Raw genomic sequence first — 19,371 nt, forward strand, 5'->3', positions numbered from 1 at the left:
AAATGAGGATTGCTCATCATGTCATAGGATCCTAAGAATTGATAGTGGCCTTTATATCATAAATTAACATGACGCGCCCTTCTGAAAGCTGATGTGTTTCCCGCAGATCAAGCAGCTGACGACGTTTCGTTGTTCCAAAGAGCGCCCTTCCATCACCAGCGATGAGTGGATAGACAATAAGACGGAGCTCATCGACCAATCCCGCATCAATTAAGCTTGCAACAGTACGGGCGCCTCCAATGAGATAGATGTCCCGGCCGCCCTGCTTCTTCAGCTCAGCAACATCTTCAATTCCCCGAAAAAAATTCGTCATTGGCCAGAGCGCTGAACTGACGGTGCTCGATAAAACATAATGTGGCGTATGCTCAGCAAAGCGTGCCCATTTGACCTCGCCCGGCGTGGGCTTTTTGTCCGTTTCGGCAAGAATCTTTTCGGGTTCCTGTTGTATCCTGGTCCAATATTGTTCGTAGTCTGGATACAAGCCGCCAATCACGCACGCATCAATCTGCTCCGTCAGGCCGTAGTCATCGGACCAACCGTTAACCCAATCCGCGTCACTGCCGTCAGGACCGGAAATTTTTCCATCCAACGATATCTTCATTGCAGAAATTAATTTACGCATTTCTATTTTTTAGTTTGATTATGTTTGTCAGTATTCTCAAAAACGATCTGAGGTAAACTCATTTGTATAATGATGAACCAAAGTTACTATCCAGATAATATTAAACAGGGGTGTAAACCAGACAATTTGACGGGCTATTTTGGACAGGGTGAATTGTTTAATGAAACATCTTACCATGTCTCTTCCTGAAGAACACACTGCTTTAACCCCTATTGTACGTGGTCTCCGGAAGGGAAGGTCCGGCCATCCGACGGAACCGGACCTCTCCCTCTTTTTAAGCCTGTTCCAATTGCGGCATCGGAAAGGGGGATCCGAGGGGGAGGTAAGAACGCGGTCGTCAAGAGATCTATTGGGGCAGATGTCTATAAAAAATTACCCCTTCATCTTATGGCGAAAAAATTGGGAGCAGGGGATTTTAGACGAGCGACACCAAATCTATAATGATGATTATTAATGGCTTATAAAGAAAAATACCGTGAACCGGGAATTTTTAAATTGAAAAATATTTTTTAGTTTTAACGGGTGGTTTTGGAGACAGAAAAGGGCAAAAGCGCCCGGAGAAACCAGACCATCATATGCGTTGCCCATCATGCGTAGACAAGATACGTTTTCAAAAGCCAGCCATTGTATTAACTCAAACCTTAAAAAAAACAGCGTGAGAAAACTAACTGCAGCCATCAATATGACACTTGACGGGTTTTGTGACCATACCGCAATTTCTCCCGATGAGGAATTACACCAACATTACGCCAACCTACTGCGTGATGCAGGCACCATTCTATACGGACGGGTAACCTATCAGCTTATGGAATTTTGGCGAACTTTGGTAGAAAACCCTTCGGGCGAAAAATCAATGGACGACTTTGCCATTGTAATGGATAATACACCTAAAATTGTTTTTTCCCATACGCTTAAAAATGTAGACTGGAAAAGTGCAGCATTGGCAAACCGGGACCTTGCAGAAGAAGTTTCAGCACTCAAACAGCATCAGGGTAAAGACATTCTGGTTGGCAGCCGGAGTTTAATCATACAGCTGATGAACCTTAATCTAATTGATGAATTCCAACTTTGTGTTCACCCGGTTGTAGCAGGTAGCGGTTTGTCATTATTTGATAGTATAAACGGCAGAACTGTTTTTAAACTCATAAAGACAAAAACGTTTAATAGTGGTGCGGTAACGCTTTACTATCAGCCGACAAATGAAAAAACAGCGAACCGCTGACAAAAACTTACCCTATGAATGTGGAAGAACAAATCAAAACCTATATCAACAGCCAACCTGAACCAAAGCGTGCAGACATGGAAGCGCTGCACCGGCACGTACTTCAAGTATTGCCGAAATGTAAATTATGGTTCGTAGACGGCAAAGACGATAAAGGAAAAATTGTTTCCAATCCTCAGATAGGATATGGACTACGAACCATAAAATATGCTGATGGAAAAACCAAGGAGGTTTACCAAATTGGTATCAGTGCCAACACAACGGGGATTTCGGTTTATGTTATGGGCATTGAAGACAGGAAGTATTTACCCGAAACCTACGGGAAATCAATAGGCAAGGCAAGTGTAACGGGCTATTGCATTAAGTTCAAAGCGCTGAAAGATATTAACCTTGATATACTTGATGCGGCAATACGGGACGGGGCAGAGCAGACATCAACATTTACTTAAACTATTAAGAAAACGTTTCACAACTACAAGTGATGCCAGCAAACGGGAGGCTATAACATTTTTTAATATTTCTCCCCACACCGTGTGTAGCATAAAATGCTGGCTGTCATCGTAGAAAGTTTTCACATCCCGCATAGGTCAGCACAATTCAGCGTTTCTTCAATACGTTTTCTTTGCCCCAAATTGACATTTCCTTAAACACCGGGGCAAGGCTTTTTCCCAATTCGGTAAGAGAATACTCTACACGGGGCGGGATCTCCTTGTACTGCTTTCGGCTAATCAGTCCATCCCTTTCCAATTCTCTTAATTGTTGCGTCAATACTTTTCTCGAGATGGTGGGTATCCTCACTGAAATCTCACCGAACCGCTTCTTGCCGGAAGACAGGTAAAACAAAATAATCGTTTTCCATCTACCGCCAATCAGCTCCAGGGTTGCTGCTATCGGACAGTCAACTTCTGTATTAAAATTCGCCATATCAGGTACTTTTTGGTTACCACTTTTTGCCTGTTACCAAAAGGTAACAAGTATCTTTTTGATACCAATGTCAGTATCTTTACGAAACAAATATACACAGGGGTGGCATGGTTTACATTAAAAACACGAAACAAACACATGAAAAAAATATTAATTATCGGTATGGATCCTCATACCATTGACTTTACCAACCCGGAGATACCGCAAGGTCTCACCGCTGAAAAAATTGAACAGGGGACCAAAGCCACCATAGCGGCATTACAGGATAGTGGATATGAGGCGGAAATGTTCTTAATTGAAACGGGGAATGATGATTTGAGCCGCCTTGCCCATCATTTGCGCCACAAAAAAATGGATGGTGTTGTCATTGGGAATGGTATCCGGGGGCTTAAAGCAAATTTTATTTTATTTGAGAGGATAATCAATGTGGTGCATACGGGTGCCCCTGAGTCCAAAATTATTTTCAATTCCCTTCCCACGGATACTGTTGAAGCGGTGAAACGGTGGTTATAAATGCCGGTTTTTTTAACTGGTACATTGAGATCGTTTCGGCGCGGGCAGCGTCTCAGGTAAATACCGACAGGTTTCCGCTTCTCGCGATAGCGCGGCAGGCCTATCACCATTGGGGTGGGACCGCTACTGGGTGTTGATTGTCTCTACACCCCGCATATCTTTTTTGAACACGGTACAGAGGCATTTGCCATACCGGTTTTTTTCTACCGCGCTTGGGGGATGGGGTCTCATATGCATAAAAAATTTCACCCTTGATCAATAGCAAAAAAAATAGGGATCAGGGGATATTTAGCTGGGCGGTACCGATAGGTTTATCTTTTTTGTGTGATTATTTTAATATATAATGAGGATTTTTAATGGCTTATGCAGAAAAAATACCGTGAACAGGGGATTTTGAAATTGAAAAATGTTTTTTAGTTTTAGTGGGTGTAAGGTGGGTTTTGGGGATTTTGAGAGACCGGTTGTAGACTGTTTTATGGGTCAAAGGGGCTGTGTTCATTCTTTGATAGAGTGGTGAAGCTGTACTCATTTGTTTACAGGGATTTTCATAAGTGGGAAAACAGGCCATGAATTTCCTGCTCCCGGCTCCCGTCTGATGTGTGAATGATTATCCGGTTCGTTGTAGTCAGCAGTCTGGTTATCGGGACTTGCGGGGGCGGAGTCATGGTGGAAATTATGAATGCTGTTTTTAATAGAATCATATTTCCGGCACGGTTTATCGCTCCATCTTTTTGTAAACGATTAAAAACGTTTACAAACGGATATAAACAAATATCTTACGGCTGTAAATAATCAGCTCTTGCATATTGGATTAAAAAAGCGATGGAACGTACAAATTCAATAATTATTTACCAGCCAATGCCCAAGGCAAGCCGAATCAAACTCTTTATCCCCTATGCGTTCAAAGACGAGCGGGAACAGCTTAAGCGTATCAATACCGGTTTTTACCATCCCACCCAAAAGCTCTGGAGCGTTGTAAACACGACCGAAAACTGGGAATTACTCCGTCGGCTCTTTAAGGGGAAATCTGAGACCAAACAGGCAGATAAAAAGGTTTTAATCCCTTCCAAAAGCCTGAATGAACAGTCCATTCAGGCCTTGGCCGACTTGAAGCAGAAACTTGTTCTGAAAGCCTACAGTCCTTCTACGGTGAAAAATTATACTTCCGCCTTAACGCAATTCCTGTCTTTCTTTGAAAGCAGGAACATTCGCGATGTCACCAAGGAAGAAATCGAGGCATTTGTATACCACCAAATCACCAAGTGCGGCATATCAGAAAGCGCACAGAACACTTTAATCAATGCCATTAAGGCCTATTTTGAGCATGTATTGGGCAGAGAACGGACCGTATACGAGATTCAGCGCCCCAAAAGGAGCCTTACCTTACCCAATATTCTAAGCAAGGAGGAGGTAAAGAACATCCTGAAAAGTGTCGAAAACCTAAAGCACAGAACGGTTCTTATGCTGATCTACAGTGCCGGACTCAGAATCAGCGAGGCAATCAACCTCAGAAACAGGGACATCCATTCGGATGAAGGGTATATCTTCATCAAGGGTGCCAAAAACAAAAAAGACCGGAAGACGGTGCTCTCGCCTGTCCTACTTGCCATATTGAGAACGTATTACAAAGCGTACAGACCCAGCTACTGGCTGTTTGAAGGACAGGACGGTGGCCAATATTCGGCCACCAGCATACAGGCCGTATTCCGGAGGGCGGTGGAAAAGAGCAATTCCAACCCCTGGGCAACGGTACATACACTTAGGCACTCGTTTGCGACGCATTTACTACAGCAGGGGACAAACCTGCGGTATGTGCAGACACTGTTGGGTCATGAAAGCAGTAAGACCACGGAAATCTATACGCATGTTCTTTCCATATCGAACAAAAATATCGAGAGTCCACTGGATTCGATCGACGAAATCCTTAATTTGGTACCTGAACCCCCCGATACCCCTGTGGACAAAGAAGATATAGACGCAATAGCGTAAAAGGGGAGTTGGGTATATACAAGTGTTGTGGTGCATTTAAAAATGGATAGAAACAGACTGCAAGATTTAGTTTTCCTGCTTAGGGAATATGTAGAAAGGATTCATGAATTAAAACCTGCAATTTCTTGGAATACCTATGAGATTGTACCGGAAAAAATGAATTCTATAGTAAATAAAATTGAAAATGAAATTGAGCAGCAAAAGACAACTTATGACCTGTGTAATTTTTGGTTTAGTGATTTTAATGGAAAATCTCCAGAAGGAGAAGTGCTTGAATATGTAAACATGATGTATCCAGAATTGAAAGAGCTAAAACATAAAATAGAACATAAAATTCAGGAAATTATAAAATGAGTATGCAAGATTATTGGCATAAGTTTGATTTGCTATGCTCAGAACTCAAAAAGAATGGACAACATGATGTTGAATATGAATTGAGAAAAGCACAAGGATATGTAAATGGTTTGACAGATGGGTGGTATGATTTTCTGAATGAATTTAATAGAATAACAAAATCAAACATTCTAACGGATACACCAAAGGAATTGGCGGACAAACTGATTGAAATATTGAAATACAGATTAGAGAATAAATAAACGCACCACAACACTGCATATAGCTTATGGCGGGTGAGGTAGTGAATCAAGCTTCTCTGCATTCTTCAAACTTCATCATAGGTCGACAGGAATGTGCCTTTAAAGCCGCCACAAGCCATATGCTCACGTTGGCACCCATTTTAAAAAGGACAGTGAAAGAAACGATCGAACGAATACAAGATTGGTACAAACTCAATTGTAATGGAAATTGGGAACACAATTATGGCTATTCAATTGCGACTTTGGACAATCCAGGTTAAACAATAAGAATTGACTTAGCAGAAACCTGTCTCGACAATCTTGACTTTAGAAAGGAATTTCAAAATCCTGAATACGAACACGATTGGTTTATCATTAAAACTGAAAACTCAGTTTTAGACATTGCTTGTGGACCTGAAAACTTAAAGCAAGTTTTTGAAATCTTTCTTGATGAAATAATTCCAATCCATTCTGACAAGGATTTCTACTATGATATTTACCTTCCATTACAAGGTCATAGCTTTGACATATGGACACCAGCAAAGGCGACAATTGTAAATGAAGAAACGCTAAGACTAATTGAAATTTCGAAAGTTGAGTATAAGAACATTAAAGTTAAGGACATTAGCGAAATAGACTTTGACCAATCTGTCTTGGAGACTTTGAAATTGAATTATAAAGTCGGGGACGAATTGAAAGTAATACTTGAAGACATTGACAACGACTTGATATTAACAACGAAAAAATAAAAACGGGTGCCAACACTGCATATAGCTTATGGCGGGTGAGTTAGTAAATCTGGCTTTTTGCCTTTATCAAACTTCATCTCGGCCAGATAGGAAACTGCCCTTAAAACCGCCACAAGCCATATGCTTGTTCGTTACCACCAATGCTAAAAAGACAGACGACACCGCAAGACAATGACTAAAAATGGACTTGACATACAGACCATATCGACCAAGCGGACAGACAAACAGGCTGACCGTGTTTTGCTATTGGGACAGGTGACAGAAGAGAAAGAAAAAGCCCTCCCTTCGCATTTTTTAAAATTTCTTTTAGCCAGCCGCACAAACGGCACATTGGGTTTTGCCCGACACAAAAGCCGACCCTTCGCAAAACCCAAAGAGCCGTTTTATGACAACGCACCAAAGGACTTCGAGTTAAATAATCTTACCTTAAAAGTAGAAGTCTTATGAACGAAAAAAAACTGTCTGAATTACAGAAAGAGTATAGAGCTTTCTTTTTAGGAAAGATGGAACTTTATGGCGTTAAATCGCCTGCACAACTGACCAAAGAAAAAAAGAGTGAGTTCTTTATTGAGATAAAGCAAGATTGGGCGAAACATAAACTCGAGAAGCAGCAATTAAAAGAGACCAAGAAAAAGACACTAATAATTGTTGAAGAACCTGTCGAAGTTTATGAAGAATATAAAAAAATAAACAAAGAAACCAGTTCGAAAAAGCAACATACTGGACAGGAATATAAGCCAAAGCAACCTAATGATAAGAGTAAACACCCAACAGGAAAGAAAGCATCTAGACAAGAGGAAGAAGGACCGATAGCGTTTACTAAACAAATAATCAAGTCAGAACCAAATCAGGAGCAAACAGATGACTTAAGAATATTATTTAACCCTAACAATCATTTCTCACAAGAAGAGCAATACCTCTACCCAGTCGTAAAAATGCCTAAAAGCAATTCGATTTTAAAACTGCCAAGAAATGGACGTTCTAATCAAAAGGGATACAAGGAGAATGACTTTTATAACCAGCTAAAACAAAATATCACAGGCATTGAAATGACCGATAATGTTCATATGGTAATACCTAATTTCAATAAGCCATATGAACCGGACATTGTTTTATTTGATAAAAAACGAAACCTATACATTGACATTGAAATAGATGAACCCTATGATGGTTATTACAGATATCCAACCCATTTCATCAATCCTGAAGATGAAATAAAACAAGATAACATCAGAGATTTATTTTTTACCGAAAGCGGATGGATAGTAATACGGTTCACCGAAAAGCAAGTTCATTGCCAGGCCTATGAATGTATTGACTATGTAAGAAATGTACTTAACTCACTAAACAATAGAAGTTTTGTAACTGATACAACTTGTAACAGAGAAAATCAATGGGACTACAATCAATGTATTCAATGGCAAAAGATTTACTACCGTGAAAATTATCTTGGAATTGAAAGATTCCAAAAACAATACAGTTACAAGGAAATTGAAATAGATACTGCCGAAACAGAAAGCATAGAAAATGTTATTCGGAGAACTAAGAAATTCAAATTTGATGGTTGGAACAGCAGCATTGCATTTGACGAAGAATCACATAAATACATACACCCCAAAGATGAAACTGGTAATGCTGAATATATTTCTGTAACAACTCTCATTGAACGCTTTTTCCCTTTCGACCTCAAGAGATACATTGAAAGAAAAGCAGAAGAGGAAAACAGAACAGAGGATGATGTATTGGACGAATATCTTTTAATGCGGGATGAAGCAGCTGAAAAGGGCACATACCTGCATAATCAAATCGAATGTTTCCTTAAGCAAGACAAATATGATTCTGACTCTACGGAGTTTGAGTTATTTATAGATTTCTACAATAAAGAAATAAAGCCAAGAAACTTATTGTTTTTTGATGCAGAAAGAATGATTTTCTCTGACAAGTATAATGTAGCAGGAACAATTGACTGTCTATTCAAAAAAGAGAACAAAGACGAATATGTAATGCTAGACTGGAAAAGAAGTAAAAAACTAATCATTGATGGCAGACCGAGAATTTTCGGATATGGTTATGCCTTATCAGAATTAAGCTCTTTAGATAATTCAAGTTTTAATAGATACTGCCTGCAACAGAACATTTATAAGCATATTGCAGAAACGGAATATGGTATGAAAATATCTTCAATGAAGTTAGTAGTGTTACACGAAAACTACTCAGATTACCACGTAGTGGATGTACCAATAATGAAAAAAGAAACCAACATCATTTTGAACTCACTAAAAGTAAAAATATAAAAATGGACGTACTAAAAGAATTTCAGGCGGCAATTGAAATTGAATTTGCCAAAAATCTTGAGGACTTTAAAGAACAACAGAAGTTGCCTTTAGATGAAAGGGTTGCCAAAGGAGTAACTATGACTAATCTCCGTGTTGAAATGGAGTTTTTTGATGAATTGCCGAATCCTTGGTGTAGTCCGCTATCTGGTTCAAAAGAATACATATTTGCCGTAAAGATATTTTGCGAAAACAACATTTCGAAATTCAAAGAAGGCAGCTCTGTAGTGTTGAGTAATGGTTCCTATCGCTTTGAAATGGACATTGAAGAGGACAGCACTGAGAACTTTATACTAAAACCGAACGACTTCAATGTAAAGCATTGCTACATTGATAGCGATAATTATCCGAGAAACAACTGGGAGATAAATGCAGTTAATACTGATATAAGCACAAAACTACTTTTGACCGCTGCTGATGTTTTAAAACATAACCCAACAACCCTTCTCAAAATTGAAAACTTCTTAAATGGTAGAACTAAAAACACCTACCAAGGGTATTCGCAAAAAGTAGGCTACTTAAATGATTCTCAAAATACAGCTTACTTAAAAGCCATAAATGCAAGTGACTTTTGTATCATTCAAGGTCCTCCAGGTACGGGAAAAACAGAAACCATTGGAAATATTGTAAAACATCTTGTTGATTGTGGTTTAAAAGTTTTCGTAACAGCACCGACACATACCGCAATTAATAACTGTCTAAATGCTGTTGCTTCAAAAATAAAGGACAACACAAAAGTCATCAAGATTGGTGAGAAGGCAAGTAACAAAGAAGTCCAAGAGAACCCTTTTGTCGCAAAGAAATCTAGGGTAACTTATTCAGGGTATGTGAACAACGCAAATTTTAGTCAGAAAGGAATTGCCATTGGCTCAACAGCCTATTCACTGTGCTATCCGGGAAGTAAAAAATTAGACGGGTGGAAATTCGATGTGTGTATCATTGATGAAGCTGCACAGTTAAGCATTCCGTTATCAATTGCTGCAATGTGCCGAACAGGGAAATACATTTTTGTGGGTGACCATAAGCAACTCGACCCCATTATTCCAAAAGGCTCTAACAATGAAATGTTTGCTGAATCCATTTTTAGCAGGTTAGCACGTATTTATCCAAATGAAATTAACCTGCTGAATACCTCATACCGACTGAATAAGTCGTTGATGAAAATACCGAATACTTTGTTTTATAATAATTTGCTACAATCTGCTTCTTCAACACAGGAAGACAATTCAAGGTATCAAGGAAATCATCACACGGAAATCTTAAATAGTGAACCCCACAAACTTATATTACATAATGTTTTTGATGCAAATGGTCGTTCACCGCACGAAGCAAAACTTGTTGCAGAATTAGTTTCAGACCTTTTACAGAACGGTGTAAACATAAAAGACATTGGTATTATGTCTCCCTTCCGCGCCCAAGTGAGAGAAATAAAAAAGGAAGTTAAGAAAGTACTCCCAAGGTCTATATCCAAGCCATTTGACACATTTTTAGTTGACACAGTTGATGGTATGCAAGGACAAGAAAGAGAGTATATCATCTACAGTTTTGCAAATTCTCATCCACTAGAATCAATGAGAAGGTTGGACTTTTTTTACAGCCCTAACCGATTGAACGTGGCTATAACAAGAGCCATTAAAAAATGCTTTGTAATCTCCAACTATAAGGTATTTGACATAATAGATGAGGAACTCAGAGACCACGAAGAATATGAAGCAATTAAAGACAGTTTGGAAATTTTTAAGCGATATAAGTCTATGGCATCGACAGTAGAGATTAATCAAACAAATGAAGCTGAATGGTAAGTATTACAAGTGAGCCTAACAATTTGCAAGCACATTGCCAAAGCCCCACAAGCTCAAGCACACCAAAGCTTTGTCAAAGAGCTTGCAAAGCCAACCCAAGAGAAAAAGAAATTTAAAAAAATGCCGAACCGCACGACAAAAGACAATGAAAATGACAGCGATAAATAGACCGACAAACCACGGCAGACAAAGAAGCACTGGTGGTAACAGGCGTTTGGCTCAATGGCGGGTGACGTGGTTAATTGAACATTCTACCTCGCATCAACTTTTGTTGTGTATTGACAGTTTTGTGCTCCGAAATCCGCCACTGCGCCAAGCGCCAAAACGTTGTGTGTAATTAATCGAAACCAATAGAATCCTATGAAAATTGGAGATTTATATAAATTCACAAACCATCGAATTCGAATAGTGATGTTTGACGAAAATGAAGTTTTTTATCAGACCGTTAATGAAGATGATAGTTTCGTTTATGCTAAAAATAGAACCTTAAGTTATTACCGAGCACCAAGAGATTATTTTGCCAATAATTCTGAATTCATAAAGCATTTAGCATTAACAGAAAATGAGATTGAAATTCATAGACCAGACTTGCCTTTAAGACTGAATTGCTTTTCTGGACTATTTTGGACAAACAAAAACTTTGAAAATGAAATTGACTTCATTGGATTTGTAAAAAAAGCTGAAATAAAAGCAGAAACACTAGACGGACTGAATTGCTCTAAAGTCGTAATATTTCCAACGAGTCAGCAACAATCTCAGAAGAAGTCAACTTCATTGGAAAATAAAGACGGTCAATTTTCAGGTATCGAACTAATGTATAAATGTTTTAGAATTCAGAGTGAATATGTAAATCTTGAAAAACCATACTATTCAAGATTTAGGTTAATTCCAGAAGGACGAGAAGAAAAAAGACTTTCAGGAATTGGAATTTATAGATTAGGAATCAAAGGAAATGTACCATCTTATTATTTAGGTGGTGAAATGAGTATGATGGAATTGGAATCTGAAAAGAGTTTGATAGTAAAAAAATAACTACACACAACAGCGTATATAACTTATGGCGGGGAAAGTGTTAAATTCAAGTTTAGTGCTATTTAAGTAAATTTGGTGCTTACCGACAAGAAAGTGCTTCGAAAGCCGCCACAAGTCATATACGCAAACCGTTGGCGGCAAGCTGAAAAAACTAAATAAAAAATACTATGGCATTAATACCACCATTCTTTCTTGATTGTGTTGTTGCAATCGGAATTGTTAAACCTGATGGAAATAAGCATTGGATTGGAACAGGGTTTCTATTTGGGAAGTTTGTCAAACAAAAAGAAGGAAATGAAAAGGAGTACAAAATATTTCTTGTTTCAAATAAGCATGTATTAAGAAATCAACAGTCAGTCATTTTGAGATTTAATCCTCAAGATGACCAGCCAGCAACCGACTATCCTGCACAATTAAAGGATAAAGATGGAAAAGACCTTTGGACAGGGCACCGAAACGACAATGTTGATATTGGAGTGATTGGAATTAACGCCAAAAAACTTCAAGACGAAGGAATGAAATTCGGGTTTTTCCAATCTGACACAATGGCTTTTGCAGTAGACAAGCTAAAAGAAATTGGTACAACAGAAGGAGATTTTATTTATGTGTTGGGTTTTCCTATGGGGCTAGTTGCTTCCGACAGACAATTTGTAATCCTGAGAAATGGTACAATCGGTCGAATTCGAGATTTGTTCGAGAAACGCAGTACAGATTTTGTAGTTGACGCGTTTGTATTTCCTGGAAATAGTGGTGGTCCTGTAATACTAAAGCCTGAAATGATAAGTATTGGTGGAACAAAATCTAATTCTAATGCTGCCTTGATTGGAGTAGTAAAAAGTTATATTCCATATCAAGACACTGCAATAAGCCAACAAACAGGACGACCAAGAATAATCTTTGAAGACAATTCTGGACTTTCCTTAGTAGAGCCAGTTGATTATATCATTGAAACAATAGAAGTAGACGAAAAAATGAAAAGCCAGCCGCCAACAACGGCTATAGCAAATGCGGGCTAAAGTGCTAAAATGAAAGAAATTACACAAAATAAACTAACTGCAAATTGGAAAAGTAAGTGCATTGAAATCCCGCACTTGCCATAGCCACGACCGTTGCCTGCAATGAATAGAAACGAAGTACCATGAATGAAAACCTGATTGAAATAATTAAGCAATACCTGAAAATTGAAACCAATTATGCTGTTATAATGAATGGTAGTTATGGTATTGGTAAAACATATTTTTTTAAAAATTCACTTTCACCAGCGATAACTGAAATTTCTATACCGAGAGATGAACAAAAAAAATATATTCCTATTCACATTTCACTATTCGGTATTAATTCGGTAGAAGAAGTTCAAACTCAGATTTTCTTTGCTTTGTATCCAATTTTAAAAAATAAAGGATTAAAATTAGCAGCAGGGATTGGAAAATCTATAATTAGAGGTATTGCTCAAATAAATAGACTAGGAGACATTGATAAATATATTGCTGATATTGATGTAAATGCTAATGAGTGGATTAATTATGATGAGATTGTTTTATGCTTTGATGATTTAGACAGGAAAAGTGATAATTTAAACATTAAAGATATTTTGGGCTTCATAAATACATTGGTCGAGAATCATGGAGCAAAGATTCTTATTATAGCAAATGAGAAAACTCTCCAAAATGATGAGGATTATACAAGCGAATTAAGAGAGAAAGTCATTGGGGTTTCAATACAGTTTAATCCCGATATTGATTCTGTTTATGATTTAATAATAAAAGACCGATATAGTTCTGCTTCAAAAATATATTTTAATTTTCTTGAGGAGAATAAAGCACCAATTATTGATATTATTAAGAAGAACGAAAATAACCTAAGGAATCTAATTTTTTTCTTAGAGCATTTTAAGGTGATTTTCTACCCTCTTGTTAACTTGTTTGAAACAGATGTTGATTTTAAAGTTTCAAAACAGGAAAAATTGAAAATTGTGCTCAGCTTCACCTTAGCAATTTCTATTGAATACAAAGTAGGTAATCTTAATTCTACTAATTTTGAGACTATTCAAAGATTAAATGAATTCAGTTTACACGGATTAGATATGCTCCTGTCGAAAAAGACAGGTACAGAAAAAAAGGATAAAAAATCGTATTCAGATATTTTTAAGGAGAAGTACTACTCTAAGGATAATTATTTCTATTTGGATTCTATTTTCATGTATATCATTGGACAATCCGCCTTTGAGATAGAGAATTTGAAACGAGAGTTGAATAAACTGTTTGTGGTTGAAAATGGAAATATACCTGACACACAGAAAACACTAAATTCTTTAGGATATTTTAATTGTTTAGAACTTGATGATAAGAATTATAGAAAGACCACAAATAAAATGCTAGATTACGTTGACCAAGGTAAATATCAGCTTGTAGAGTACCCTACAGCATTTCATTTTGCAACGAGATTTAACAATTTACTCGGATTCAATATTGATAAGTTAAAAATTAGATTTAAAAAAGGTATTGATAAAGGCAAGTCAAATTATAAATTCGACAATCATTTACATTTTAGACTTGTTCTTGACGAGAATACGGAATTCAAAGATGATTTGTCTGAAATAATGAAGTATTGCATTAACGCAAATAAGAATGTCGAGAGAGCTAATGTAAAAAAGAATATATTAGAATTAGAACAATTATTTGAAAACGATTTTGAGAATTTTCTAATAACGACAAGGGATACACACGGTTCTTTTAGATTCTCTCCTTTTTGGCTAGACATCTCACTTCATAAAGTATACAAGGTTATTAATCAACTAAGCAATATTCAATTGACTGAATTAGCTTTCTACTTTCAGGATAGATACCGAATTAATATTTATGAAAAACTTTACCCTGAGAAAGACTTTCTAATAGATTTGAAAAACAAAATCAATTCACCACAGAAAAGAAAAGTTAAGAATTTAAGAAATGCTTCATTGGATTTTTTAATTAAACATTTAGATGAAAGTATTAACAATTTTCCAAGTCAGCAATAAATCACTGCAGGCAACATGCGTTGGGCTGCATTTAAAATAAGACCATATGACAAAAATTAGACTACTCTTCTTGTTGACCATTTTCATTTCAAATTTTGCGTTCGGACAGTCGGACAAAAAAATGGAATTAAAAACTGAACTTATCGGAACTTGGGAATTTGTGGAGCTAAGAGACGCTCAAGGCAATAAAGTGGACACGATTTTTCATAATGTTCCAGGGCTCGGCAAGCAAGGTTGGGAAATTCCAAAAGGACCTTTGTTGACTTACAACTCTGACGGTACTTATTCAAAGCAGTTTACTCCGCAGAACACCGACACAGGAAAATGGTATTATGACAAAAAGAAAAAAGCAATTATTCAAATGCTTTATTACGAAAAGCCATATAAGATGGCAGCTCAGTATCTAATTGACAAAGGACACGCAAAAAAGGATGAAAATGGCGACTACTACGAAGTGATTACTGACGAAGTTGTAGAACTCACAGACGACAAGTTGATAATTATTGAACGTGAAGGTCGACGAAGAACATTTAAGAAAAAGAAATAAAAACGCAGCACAATCGAGTAGCCCGACCTGAGCCAAATGGCTCAGGTTGAGGCTCTCACACCGTCCCGGTCGACCGGGACGGTTCACTGGATTGTGGTTTTGGATTTGAAGTAATAGGAAAGCATGGATTCATACCCTTTTTCTGTCTTGTCCCACTGGAGACATTCTCAAAAGGTTCTAACCCCGCCCCTCCCGCAACCCACCGGCTTTTCCCCAGTCGAGCTTGTCAACGGTAAGGGGGAGTTTCCGCATTCGCTGGTCTGAGGCACGGTACAGGGCGTTGGCAATGGCTGCACCTACGGGGCCCTGAGCAGCTTCGCCCGTGCCAAAAGGCATTTCTTCGGGCCGGCCATGTCGATCAGCAGTACCTCGATCTCTGGGATCTGATCAAACCGCATGATGGGTTATTGCAAATGATGTCTAGCGGGAAGTTGGAAAAACACAGGCAAAATCTTCATCTTTCCAAATTATCACTTCGTCTTTGAGTTTGCTGGGGTCTATGGAACCTAGGTGTCCGATTTCTTCCCCTGAACAGTCCACTACAGGGGTGACGGTGGCACAGAATGGACAACAGTTTCGAAACACAAAGACCGTTTTTGACCTGTATCTGGCCATGGAAATATAAAAATAGGGAGCAAGTGAAGATTCCTCCGTCTCCCGAACCCTTTCTGCCAACCAGTCAAGATTATTGAGTGGGTCCGCCACAGAACAGGCATAATTGGGGTCTATTTCTTCATGACATGAAGAAAAAAGAAAGAAGAGGACGGGCAATATGAAAAGATACCTCATGGATTTCCAGTAATTTTTACCAAGACGGATAAACCTGGTTATTTGTCCCAATATACGACTGTTAAGTCAAGTATGAAATGTCGGATTGTGGGTCGCTCCCCATGGTTGCCTGGATGTCCACGCCTGCCTGCACGCTGTCGCCATAGCTTTAGCGTAGGTGCCCGGCAGTCAGGGATTGCCCCGGACCCGGTCAACGGGATTCGGCGGATTAGCACGAAGGAAAAAGGCCCCTCCAAAGTACCTGAACTTTCCACCCCGCACCAGGCATATGCCCAATGGTCACCCCTCCCGCAACTTCCCAACTTTTCCCCAGTCAATCTTGTCAAAGGTCAGGGGGAGTTCCTGCAAACGCTGGCCTGAGGCACGGTATAGGGCGTTGGCAATGGCTGCTCCCACGGGACCCTGGGCCGCTTCGCCGGCTCCCAGAGGCTTTTCCTCGGGCCTGTCGATCAGCAGTACCTCGATCTCTGGGACCTGGTCAAACCGCATGATGGGATAACTGCTCCAGTTGGTGCTGGTCACCCCTGCCTGGGGATCGTAGCGGACGGCTTCCATCAGGGTCCAGCTGGCCGCCTGTATCATCCCGCCCTCCGTTTGGTTGATGATGCCGTCGGGGTTGATGGTCTGGCCCGCTTCAAGGCAGCCGGTGAGTTTTTTTATCCGGTATTGCCGCTGCGCGGTATCCAGCTCCACTTCCGCCAACACGGCAAAATAAGCGGCGGTATTCTTGTACTTGGAAAAAGCGATCCCCCTACCCGATCCCGGGACGGGTTCATGGTCCGGAAAACCGGTATGAGCCGCCAGCTTTTCAATCACCGCCTTGGCCCTTTCGTCCCGCAGATGCTTCAGCCGGAAGGCCACCGGGTCCATGCCCGCTTCTTCGGCCATCTCATCCATAAAGGATTCCAGCGCGAAAATATTGGCATAAGCACCCAGGCTCCTTAGCGCCGAAGTGCGGAGCGGGCCCCGGTAATTGTGCAGGATGATCTGTTTGGCGGGGATGTCATACAGGGGGCTGGCATTCCGGTAACTGCCCCCCGAAAATCCCCCGGGAGCGAACGCAAAAGGTTTTTCCAGGTACCTGGCCGAAACAAAATGCCCCGCCTGGCCATTGGGCCGGGTGCTGTGGGTGTCGGACCATATCTGCGTTTCCCATGCGGTGAGTTTCCCCGAACGGTCCATGCTGCCCTTCAGTTTCAGAATCATGGCGGAGCCAAAAGGCTCCCATTTGTGTTCGTCCTCCCGCATCCACTGCAGGCGCACGGGTCTCTCCGGAAACGCCCTGGCCAATAAGGCCGCCTCGGCGGAAACGTCATCCGCCCCGTTGTGTCCGTAACAGCCGGATCCCGGCACTCCCCTCACATGGATATGGCCTTCGTCCATGGACAACAGGTCCGACAGCGTCCGCCTCAAAGGATAAACCCCTTGGGTAGGCGACCATACTTCCAATCTCTCATTGGCCCACTTGGCCACGGCACAAGAGGGGCCGGTGGATCCGTGGATATGGTAGGGCCTTTTATAGGTAGCCTCGTAGATGATGGCCGCGCTTTCCCATGCCTTGTCCATGCCCTGAGCCTCCTCTACGGTTTCCGGCGGCTCCGCATGTTCCCGCATATGATCAAAAAGGTCCTCCTCGGCAGGCTCCAGGTTTTCGGTTTCCCACTTACACTTGGCCTGCATCAGCCTCCAGGCACGTATGGCTTGGTATTCTTCTTCAGCGATGACCGCCAAAAAGCTGCCATCCCGGACGATTTTCAGGACACCTTCCAGTTGCTCCACTTCCTCTTCCGGAAGACCGGTCAGTCTGGCTTTGTAAACCGGGGGCCTTACCACCCGCGCATGCACCATGCCGGGCAATCTCAGGTCATGGATGTAAACAGGCTGCGCGGTGACCATTTTTACAATATCCTTCCGGGGAACGGGCTGTCCTACCCACTTATAGTCTTTTGGATCCTTCCCGGACACATGGCCTGATACTTTTTTATTGATCTGCTGGCCCGCCAGCAGTTGCCAGTAAGTGGTCTCCTGTCCCGGTGCCGGACCTTCGACGGTACCGTCCCTTACCGTAAGTTGGGCAACCGGCACTTCCCATCTTTTGGCTGCCATTTCCAAAAGTATATGCCTGGCTTCCGCAGCGGCCCTGCGGATGGAACTGCCGCTCCCTTCGATGGAGCCGCTTCCCGCGGTGTACCGCTCATCGGCGGTCTGGGCAGTATCGGCGATGATGATGCTTACCCTGTCCATATCCAGGTCAAGTTCATCCGCGGCAATCTGCATCAGGGCGGTCTGTATGCCCTGCCCCAGTTCCATTTTTCCCGTCAGAACGGTCAGTTTCCCCTCCTCACCCAGCCGGATCCAGGCATCCACGCTGTCCCGGTCAGGCGCTTGGGGAAAAACATCCGGTCCCGCTTTGTCTCCGTTTCCTTTGACCTCACAGGAAACCACGGGCATCAGTTGGAAGCCCAACAACAGGCAACCGGATTGTTTCAGAAATTCCCGGCGGTCTTGGGGAACAATATGCTTGCGCGCATTATTTTTCATGGGGCAAATGGTTTGAAGGGTTATTTTTTGGCCAATTGAACCGCTTTGCGGGCGGCTTTCAACACCCGGCTATGCGTCCCGCAGCGGCAGACCACCCCCTGGAGGGCCTGGCGGATGTCTTCCTCCCGCGGGTCGGTATTTTTTTCCAACAATCCTGCCGTCGCCATCACCATGCCGTTGAGGCAATACCCGCATTGGGCGGCCTGCTCTTCCACAAAAGCCTCCTGTACCGGATGGAGGGTCTGCGCATTTCCCAGCCCATCCAGCGTGGTGATCACTGCATCTTGCAGGCTGGAGACCGGAACAAGGCAGGAGGGCCTGGCCTCCCCATCGATAAGCACCATGCAGCTGCCGCACTGCTCCAAACCGCAGCCGTACTTGGGGCCGTTCAGCTCCAGGTTGTTTCTCAGGACATAGAGCAAGGGGGTATCCGGAGCAACGGCTACCCGCTGACGCTGCCCGTTTACGGTCAACTGGATTTCATTTTTCATGGGGTGGTAGGTTTATACAGGTGGTCAATGATGTTTTAAGGTAAGCAAGAATCGGGCAATAGTCAAATCTCACGCTTTCAATTGAGTGCTCCGGGCGGCTACGGAACTTCACCTCACCTGCTGAAATCTTTATTCCGAAGCCTTTTTAAATTGAGTAGGCAAGGGAAACTTTGCCCAAGATTTCGCAGGTAAGATCGCGCACTAGCACGCCAATCTTTTACGTATC

General features: G+C 41.2%; 19 protein-coding genes and 1 pseudogene. 14 read left to right on the top strand and 6 right to left on the bottom strand.

What is annotated here, in order from left to right:
- Window positions 1-31: 31 nt before the first annotated feature.
- Complete coding sequence (locus ACFPFU_RS17525; protein WP_377066436.1) at window positions 32-622, bottom strand: dihydrofolate reductase family protein; 591 nt, start codon at window positions 620-622, stop codon at window positions 32-34.
- 589 nt (window positions 623-1,211) lie between these two features.
- On the opposite strand from ACFPFU_RS17525, the gene ACFPFU_RS17530 reads away from it, so the two are divergent.
- Complete coding sequence (locus tag ACFPFU_RS17530) at window positions 1,212-1,844, top strand: dihydrofolate reductase family protein (RefSeq protein WP_377066438.1); 633 nt, start codon at window positions 1,212-1,214, stop codon at window positions 1,842-1,844.
- A 14-nt stretch (window positions 1,845-1,858) separates the two neighbouring features.
- Entirely contained in the window at window positions 1,859-2,293 is a 435-nt protein-coding gene (locus ACFPFU_RS17535) for a DUF1801 domain-containing protein (RefSeq protein WP_377066440.1), read from the top strand.
- A 148-nt stretch (window positions 2,294-2,441) separates the two neighbouring features.
- Here ACFPFU_RS17535 and ACFPFU_RS17540 read toward each other — a convergent pair whose 3' ends face one another.
- Complete coding sequence (locus ACFPFU_RS17540; protein ID WP_377066442.1) at window positions 2,442-2,768, bottom strand: winged helix-turn-helix transcriptional regulator; 327 nt, start codon at window positions 2,766-2,768, stop codon at window positions 2,442-2,444.
- A gap of 138 nt (window positions 2,769-2,906) precedes the next feature.
- Here ACFPFU_RS17540 and ACFPFU_RS17545 point away from each other — a divergent pair, with 138 nt between their 5' ends.
- The 12 genes and pseudogenes from ACFPFU_RS17545 to ACFPFU_RS17600 all read left to right on the top strand — a co-directional run bounded on the left by ACFPFU_RS17545 (window position 2,907) and on the right by ACFPFU_RS17600 (window position 15,324).
- Window positions 2,907-3,281: a hypothetical protein gene (locus ACFPFU_RS17545; RefSeq protein WP_377066444.1), complete on the top strand. Its 375-nt coding sequence runs from the start codon at window positions 2,907-2,909 to the stop codon at window positions 3,279-3,281.
- Between the two features lie 858 nt (window positions 3,282-4,139).
- The gene (locus ACFPFU_RS17550; protein WP_377066446.1) at window positions 4,140-5,270 is read left to right on the top strand and encodes a tyrosine-type recombinase/integrase; all 1,131 of its coding nucleotides are present in this window, start codon (window positions 4,140-4,142) and stop codon (window positions 5,268-5,270) included.
- A gap of 42 nt (window positions 5,271-5,312) precedes the next feature.
- Entirely contained in the window at window positions 5,313-5,624 is a 312-nt protein-coding gene (locus tag ACFPFU_RS17555; protein ID WP_377066448.1) for a hypothetical protein, read from the top strand.
- A gap of 2 nt (window positions 5,625-5,626) precedes the next feature.
- A complete protein-coding gene (locus ACFPFU_RS17560) occupies window positions 5,627-5,866 on the top strand; it encodes a hypothetical protein (RefSeq protein ID WP_377066450.1) in 240 nt (79 codons plus the stop codon).
- Window positions 5,867-5,985: 119 nt separating this feature from the next.
- Window positions 5,986-6,594: pseudogene (locus tag ACFPFU_RS17565) on the top strand (immunity 53 family protein).
- Between the two features lie 171 nt (window positions 6,595-6,765).
- Window positions 6,766-7,041: a hypothetical protein gene (locus ACFPFU_RS17570; protein ID WP_377066452.1), complete on the top strand. Its 276-nt coding sequence runs from the start codon at window positions 6,766-6,768 to the stop codon at window positions 7,039-7,041.
- A complete protein-coding gene (locus ACFPFU_RS17575; protein ID WP_377066454.1) occupies window positions 7,038-8,888 on the top strand; it encodes a hypothetical protein in 1,851 nt (616 codons plus the stop codon). Before ACFPFU_RS17570 ends, ACFPFU_RS17575 begins: the two co-directional genes overlap by 4 nt.
- Window positions 8,889-8,890: 2 nt before the next feature.
- The gene (locus tag ACFPFU_RS17580) at window positions 8,891-10,729 is read left to right on the top strand and encodes a DEAD/DEAH box helicase (protein ID WP_377066456.1); all 1,839 of its coding nucleotides are present in this window, start codon (window positions 8,891-8,893) and stop codon (window positions 10,727-10,729) included.
- Between the two features lie 360 nt (window positions 10,730-11,089).
- Window positions 11,090-11,761, top strand: coding sequence for a hypothetical protein (locus tag ACFPFU_RS17585; protein WP_377066458.1), 672 nt, complete (start codon window positions 11,090-11,092; stop codon window positions 11,759-11,761).
- A 167-nt stretch (window positions 11,762-11,928) separates the two neighbouring features.
- Complete coding sequence (locus ACFPFU_RS17590) at window positions 11,929-12,777, top strand: S1 family peptidase (RefSeq protein WP_377066460.1); 849 nt, start codon at window positions 11,929-11,931, stop codon at window positions 12,775-12,777.
- Window positions 12,778-12,899: 122 nt separating this feature from the next.
- Window positions 12,900-14,777 (top strand): hypothetical protein, encoded by a 1,878-nt coding sequence (locus ACFPFU_RS17595; RefSeq protein WP_377066462.1) that lies wholly within the window; start codon window positions 12,900-12,902, stop codon window positions 14,775-14,777.
- Between the two features lie 46 nt (window positions 14,778-14,823).
- Window positions 14,824-15,324: a hypothetical protein gene (locus ACFPFU_RS17600; RefSeq protein WP_377066464.1), complete on the top strand. Its 501-nt coding sequence runs from the start codon at window positions 14,824-14,826 to the stop codon at window positions 15,322-15,324.
- Between the two features lie 177 nt (window positions 15,325-15,501).
- Here ACFPFU_RS17600 and ACFPFU_RS17605 read toward each other — a convergent pair whose 3' ends face one another.
- From ACFPFU_RS17605 to ACFPFU_RS17620, 4 genes are all read right to left on the bottom strand, one after another.
- Window positions 15,502-15,660, bottom strand: a complete 159-nt coding sequence (locus ACFPFU_RS17605; protein WP_377066466.1) for a hypothetical protein — start codon at window positions 15,658-15,660, stop codon at window positions 15,502-15,504.
- Between the two features lie 84 nt (window positions 15,661-15,744).
- The gene (locus ACFPFU_RS17610) at window positions 15,745-16,113 is read right to left on the bottom strand and encodes a hypothetical protein (protein ID WP_377066468.1); all 369 of its coding nucleotides are present in this window, start codon (window positions 16,111-16,113) and stop codon (window positions 15,745-15,747) included.
- Window positions 16,114-16,392: 279 nt separating this feature from the next.
- On the bottom strand, window positions 16,393-18,654 hold the full coding sequence (locus tag ACFPFU_RS17615; RefSeq protein ID WP_377066470.1) for a xanthine dehydrogenase family protein molybdopterin-binding subunit: 2,262 nt from the start codon (window positions 18,652-18,654) through the stop codon (window positions 16,393-16,395).
- 20 nt (window positions 18,655-18,674) lie between these two features.
- Window positions 18,675-19,145, bottom strand: coding sequence for a (2Fe-2S)-binding protein (locus tag ACFPFU_RS17620; protein WP_377066472.1), 471 nt, complete (start codon window positions 19,143-19,145; stop codon window positions 18,675-18,677).
- Between the last annotated feature and the right edge of the window lie 226 nt (window positions 19,146-19,371).

Source organism: Negadavirga shengliensis, assembly GCF_042652345.1.
In the GTDB taxonomy this organism is placed as follows: Bacteria; Bacteroidota; Bacteroidia; order Cytophagales; family Cyclobacteriaceae; genus Negadavirga; species Negadavirga shengliensis.

Excerpts from the sequence above, each read along its gene's own strand:
- ACFPFU_RS17605 (WP_377066466.1), bottom strand. The coding sequence starts at position 15,660 with ATGCCTTTTGGCACGGGCGAAGCTGCTCAGGGCCCCGTAGGTGCAGCC.
- ACFPFU_RS17590 (WP_377066460.1), top strand. The coding sequence starts at position 11,929 with ATGGCATTAATACCACCATTCTTTCTTGATTGTGTTGTTGCAATCGGA.
- ACFPFU_RS17525 (WP_377066436.1), bottom strand. The coding sequence starts at position 622 with ATGCGTAAATTAATTTCTGCAATGAAGATATCGTTGGATGGAAAAATT.
- ACFPFU_RS17585 (WP_377066458.1), top strand. The coding sequence starts at position 11,090 with ATGAAAATTGGAGATTTATATAAATTCACAAACCATCGAATTCGAATA.
- ACFPFU_RS17615 (WP_377066470.1), bottom strand. The coding sequence starts at position 18,654 with ATGAAAAATAATGCGCGCAAGCATATTGTTCCCCAAGACCGCCGGGAA.
- ACFPFU_RS17530 (WP_377066438.1), top strand. The coding sequence starts at position 1,212 with ATGCGTAGACAAGATACGTTTTCAAAAGCCAGCCATTGTATTAACTCA.
- ACFPFU_RS17570 (WP_377066452.1), top strand. The coding sequence starts at position 6,766 with ATGACTAAAAATGGACTTGACATACAGACCATATCGACCAAGCGGACA.
- ACFPFU_RS17560 (WP_377066450.1), top strand. The coding sequence starts at position 5,627 with ATGCAAGATTATTGGCATAAGTTTGATTTGCTATGCTCAGAACTCAAA.
- ACFPFU_RS17595 (WP_377066462.1), top strand. The coding sequence starts at position 12,900 with ATGAATGAAAACCTGATTGAAATAATTAAGCAATACCTGAAAATTGAA.
- ACFPFU_RS17610 (WP_377066468.1), bottom strand. The coding sequence starts at position 16,113 with ATGAGGTATCTTTTCATATTGCCCGTCCTCTTCTTTCTTTTTTCTTCA.
- ACFPFU_RS17575 (WP_377066454.1), top strand. The coding sequence starts at position 7,038 with ATGAACGAAAAAAAACTGTCTGAATTACAGAAAGAGTATAGAGCTTTC.
- ACFPFU_RS17600 (WP_377066464.1), top strand. The coding sequence starts at position 14,824 with ATGACAAAAATTAGACTACTCTTCTTGTTGACCATTTTCATTTCAAAT.
- ACFPFU_RS17580 (WP_377066456.1), top strand. The coding sequence starts at position 8,891 with ATGGACGTACTAAAAGAATTTCAGGCGGCAATTGAAATTGAATTTGCC.
- ACFPFU_RS17555 (WP_377066448.1), top strand. The coding sequence starts at position 5,313 with ATGGATAGAAACAGACTGCAAGATTTAGTTTTCCTGCTTAGGGAATAT.
- ACFPFU_RS17550 (WP_377066446.1), top strand. The coding sequence starts at position 4,140 with ATGCCCAAGGCAAGCCGAATCAAACTCTTTATCCCCTATGCGTTCAAA.
- ACFPFU_RS17545 (WP_377066444.1), top strand. The coding sequence starts at position 2,907 with ATGAAAAAAATATTAATTATCGGTATGGATCCTCATACCATTGACTTT.
- ACFPFU_RS17540 (WP_377066442.1), bottom strand. The coding sequence starts at position 2,768 with ATGGCGAATTTTAATACAGAAGTTGACTGTCCGATAGCAGCAACCCTG.
- ACFPFU_RS17535 (WP_377066440.1), top strand. The coding sequence starts at position 1,859 with ATGAATGTGGAAGAACAAATCAAAACCTATATCAACAGCCAACCTGAA.
- ACFPFU_RS17620 (WP_377066472.1), bottom strand. The coding sequence starts at position 19,145 with ATGAAAAATGAAATCCAGTTGACCGTAAACGGGCAGCGTCAGCGGGTA.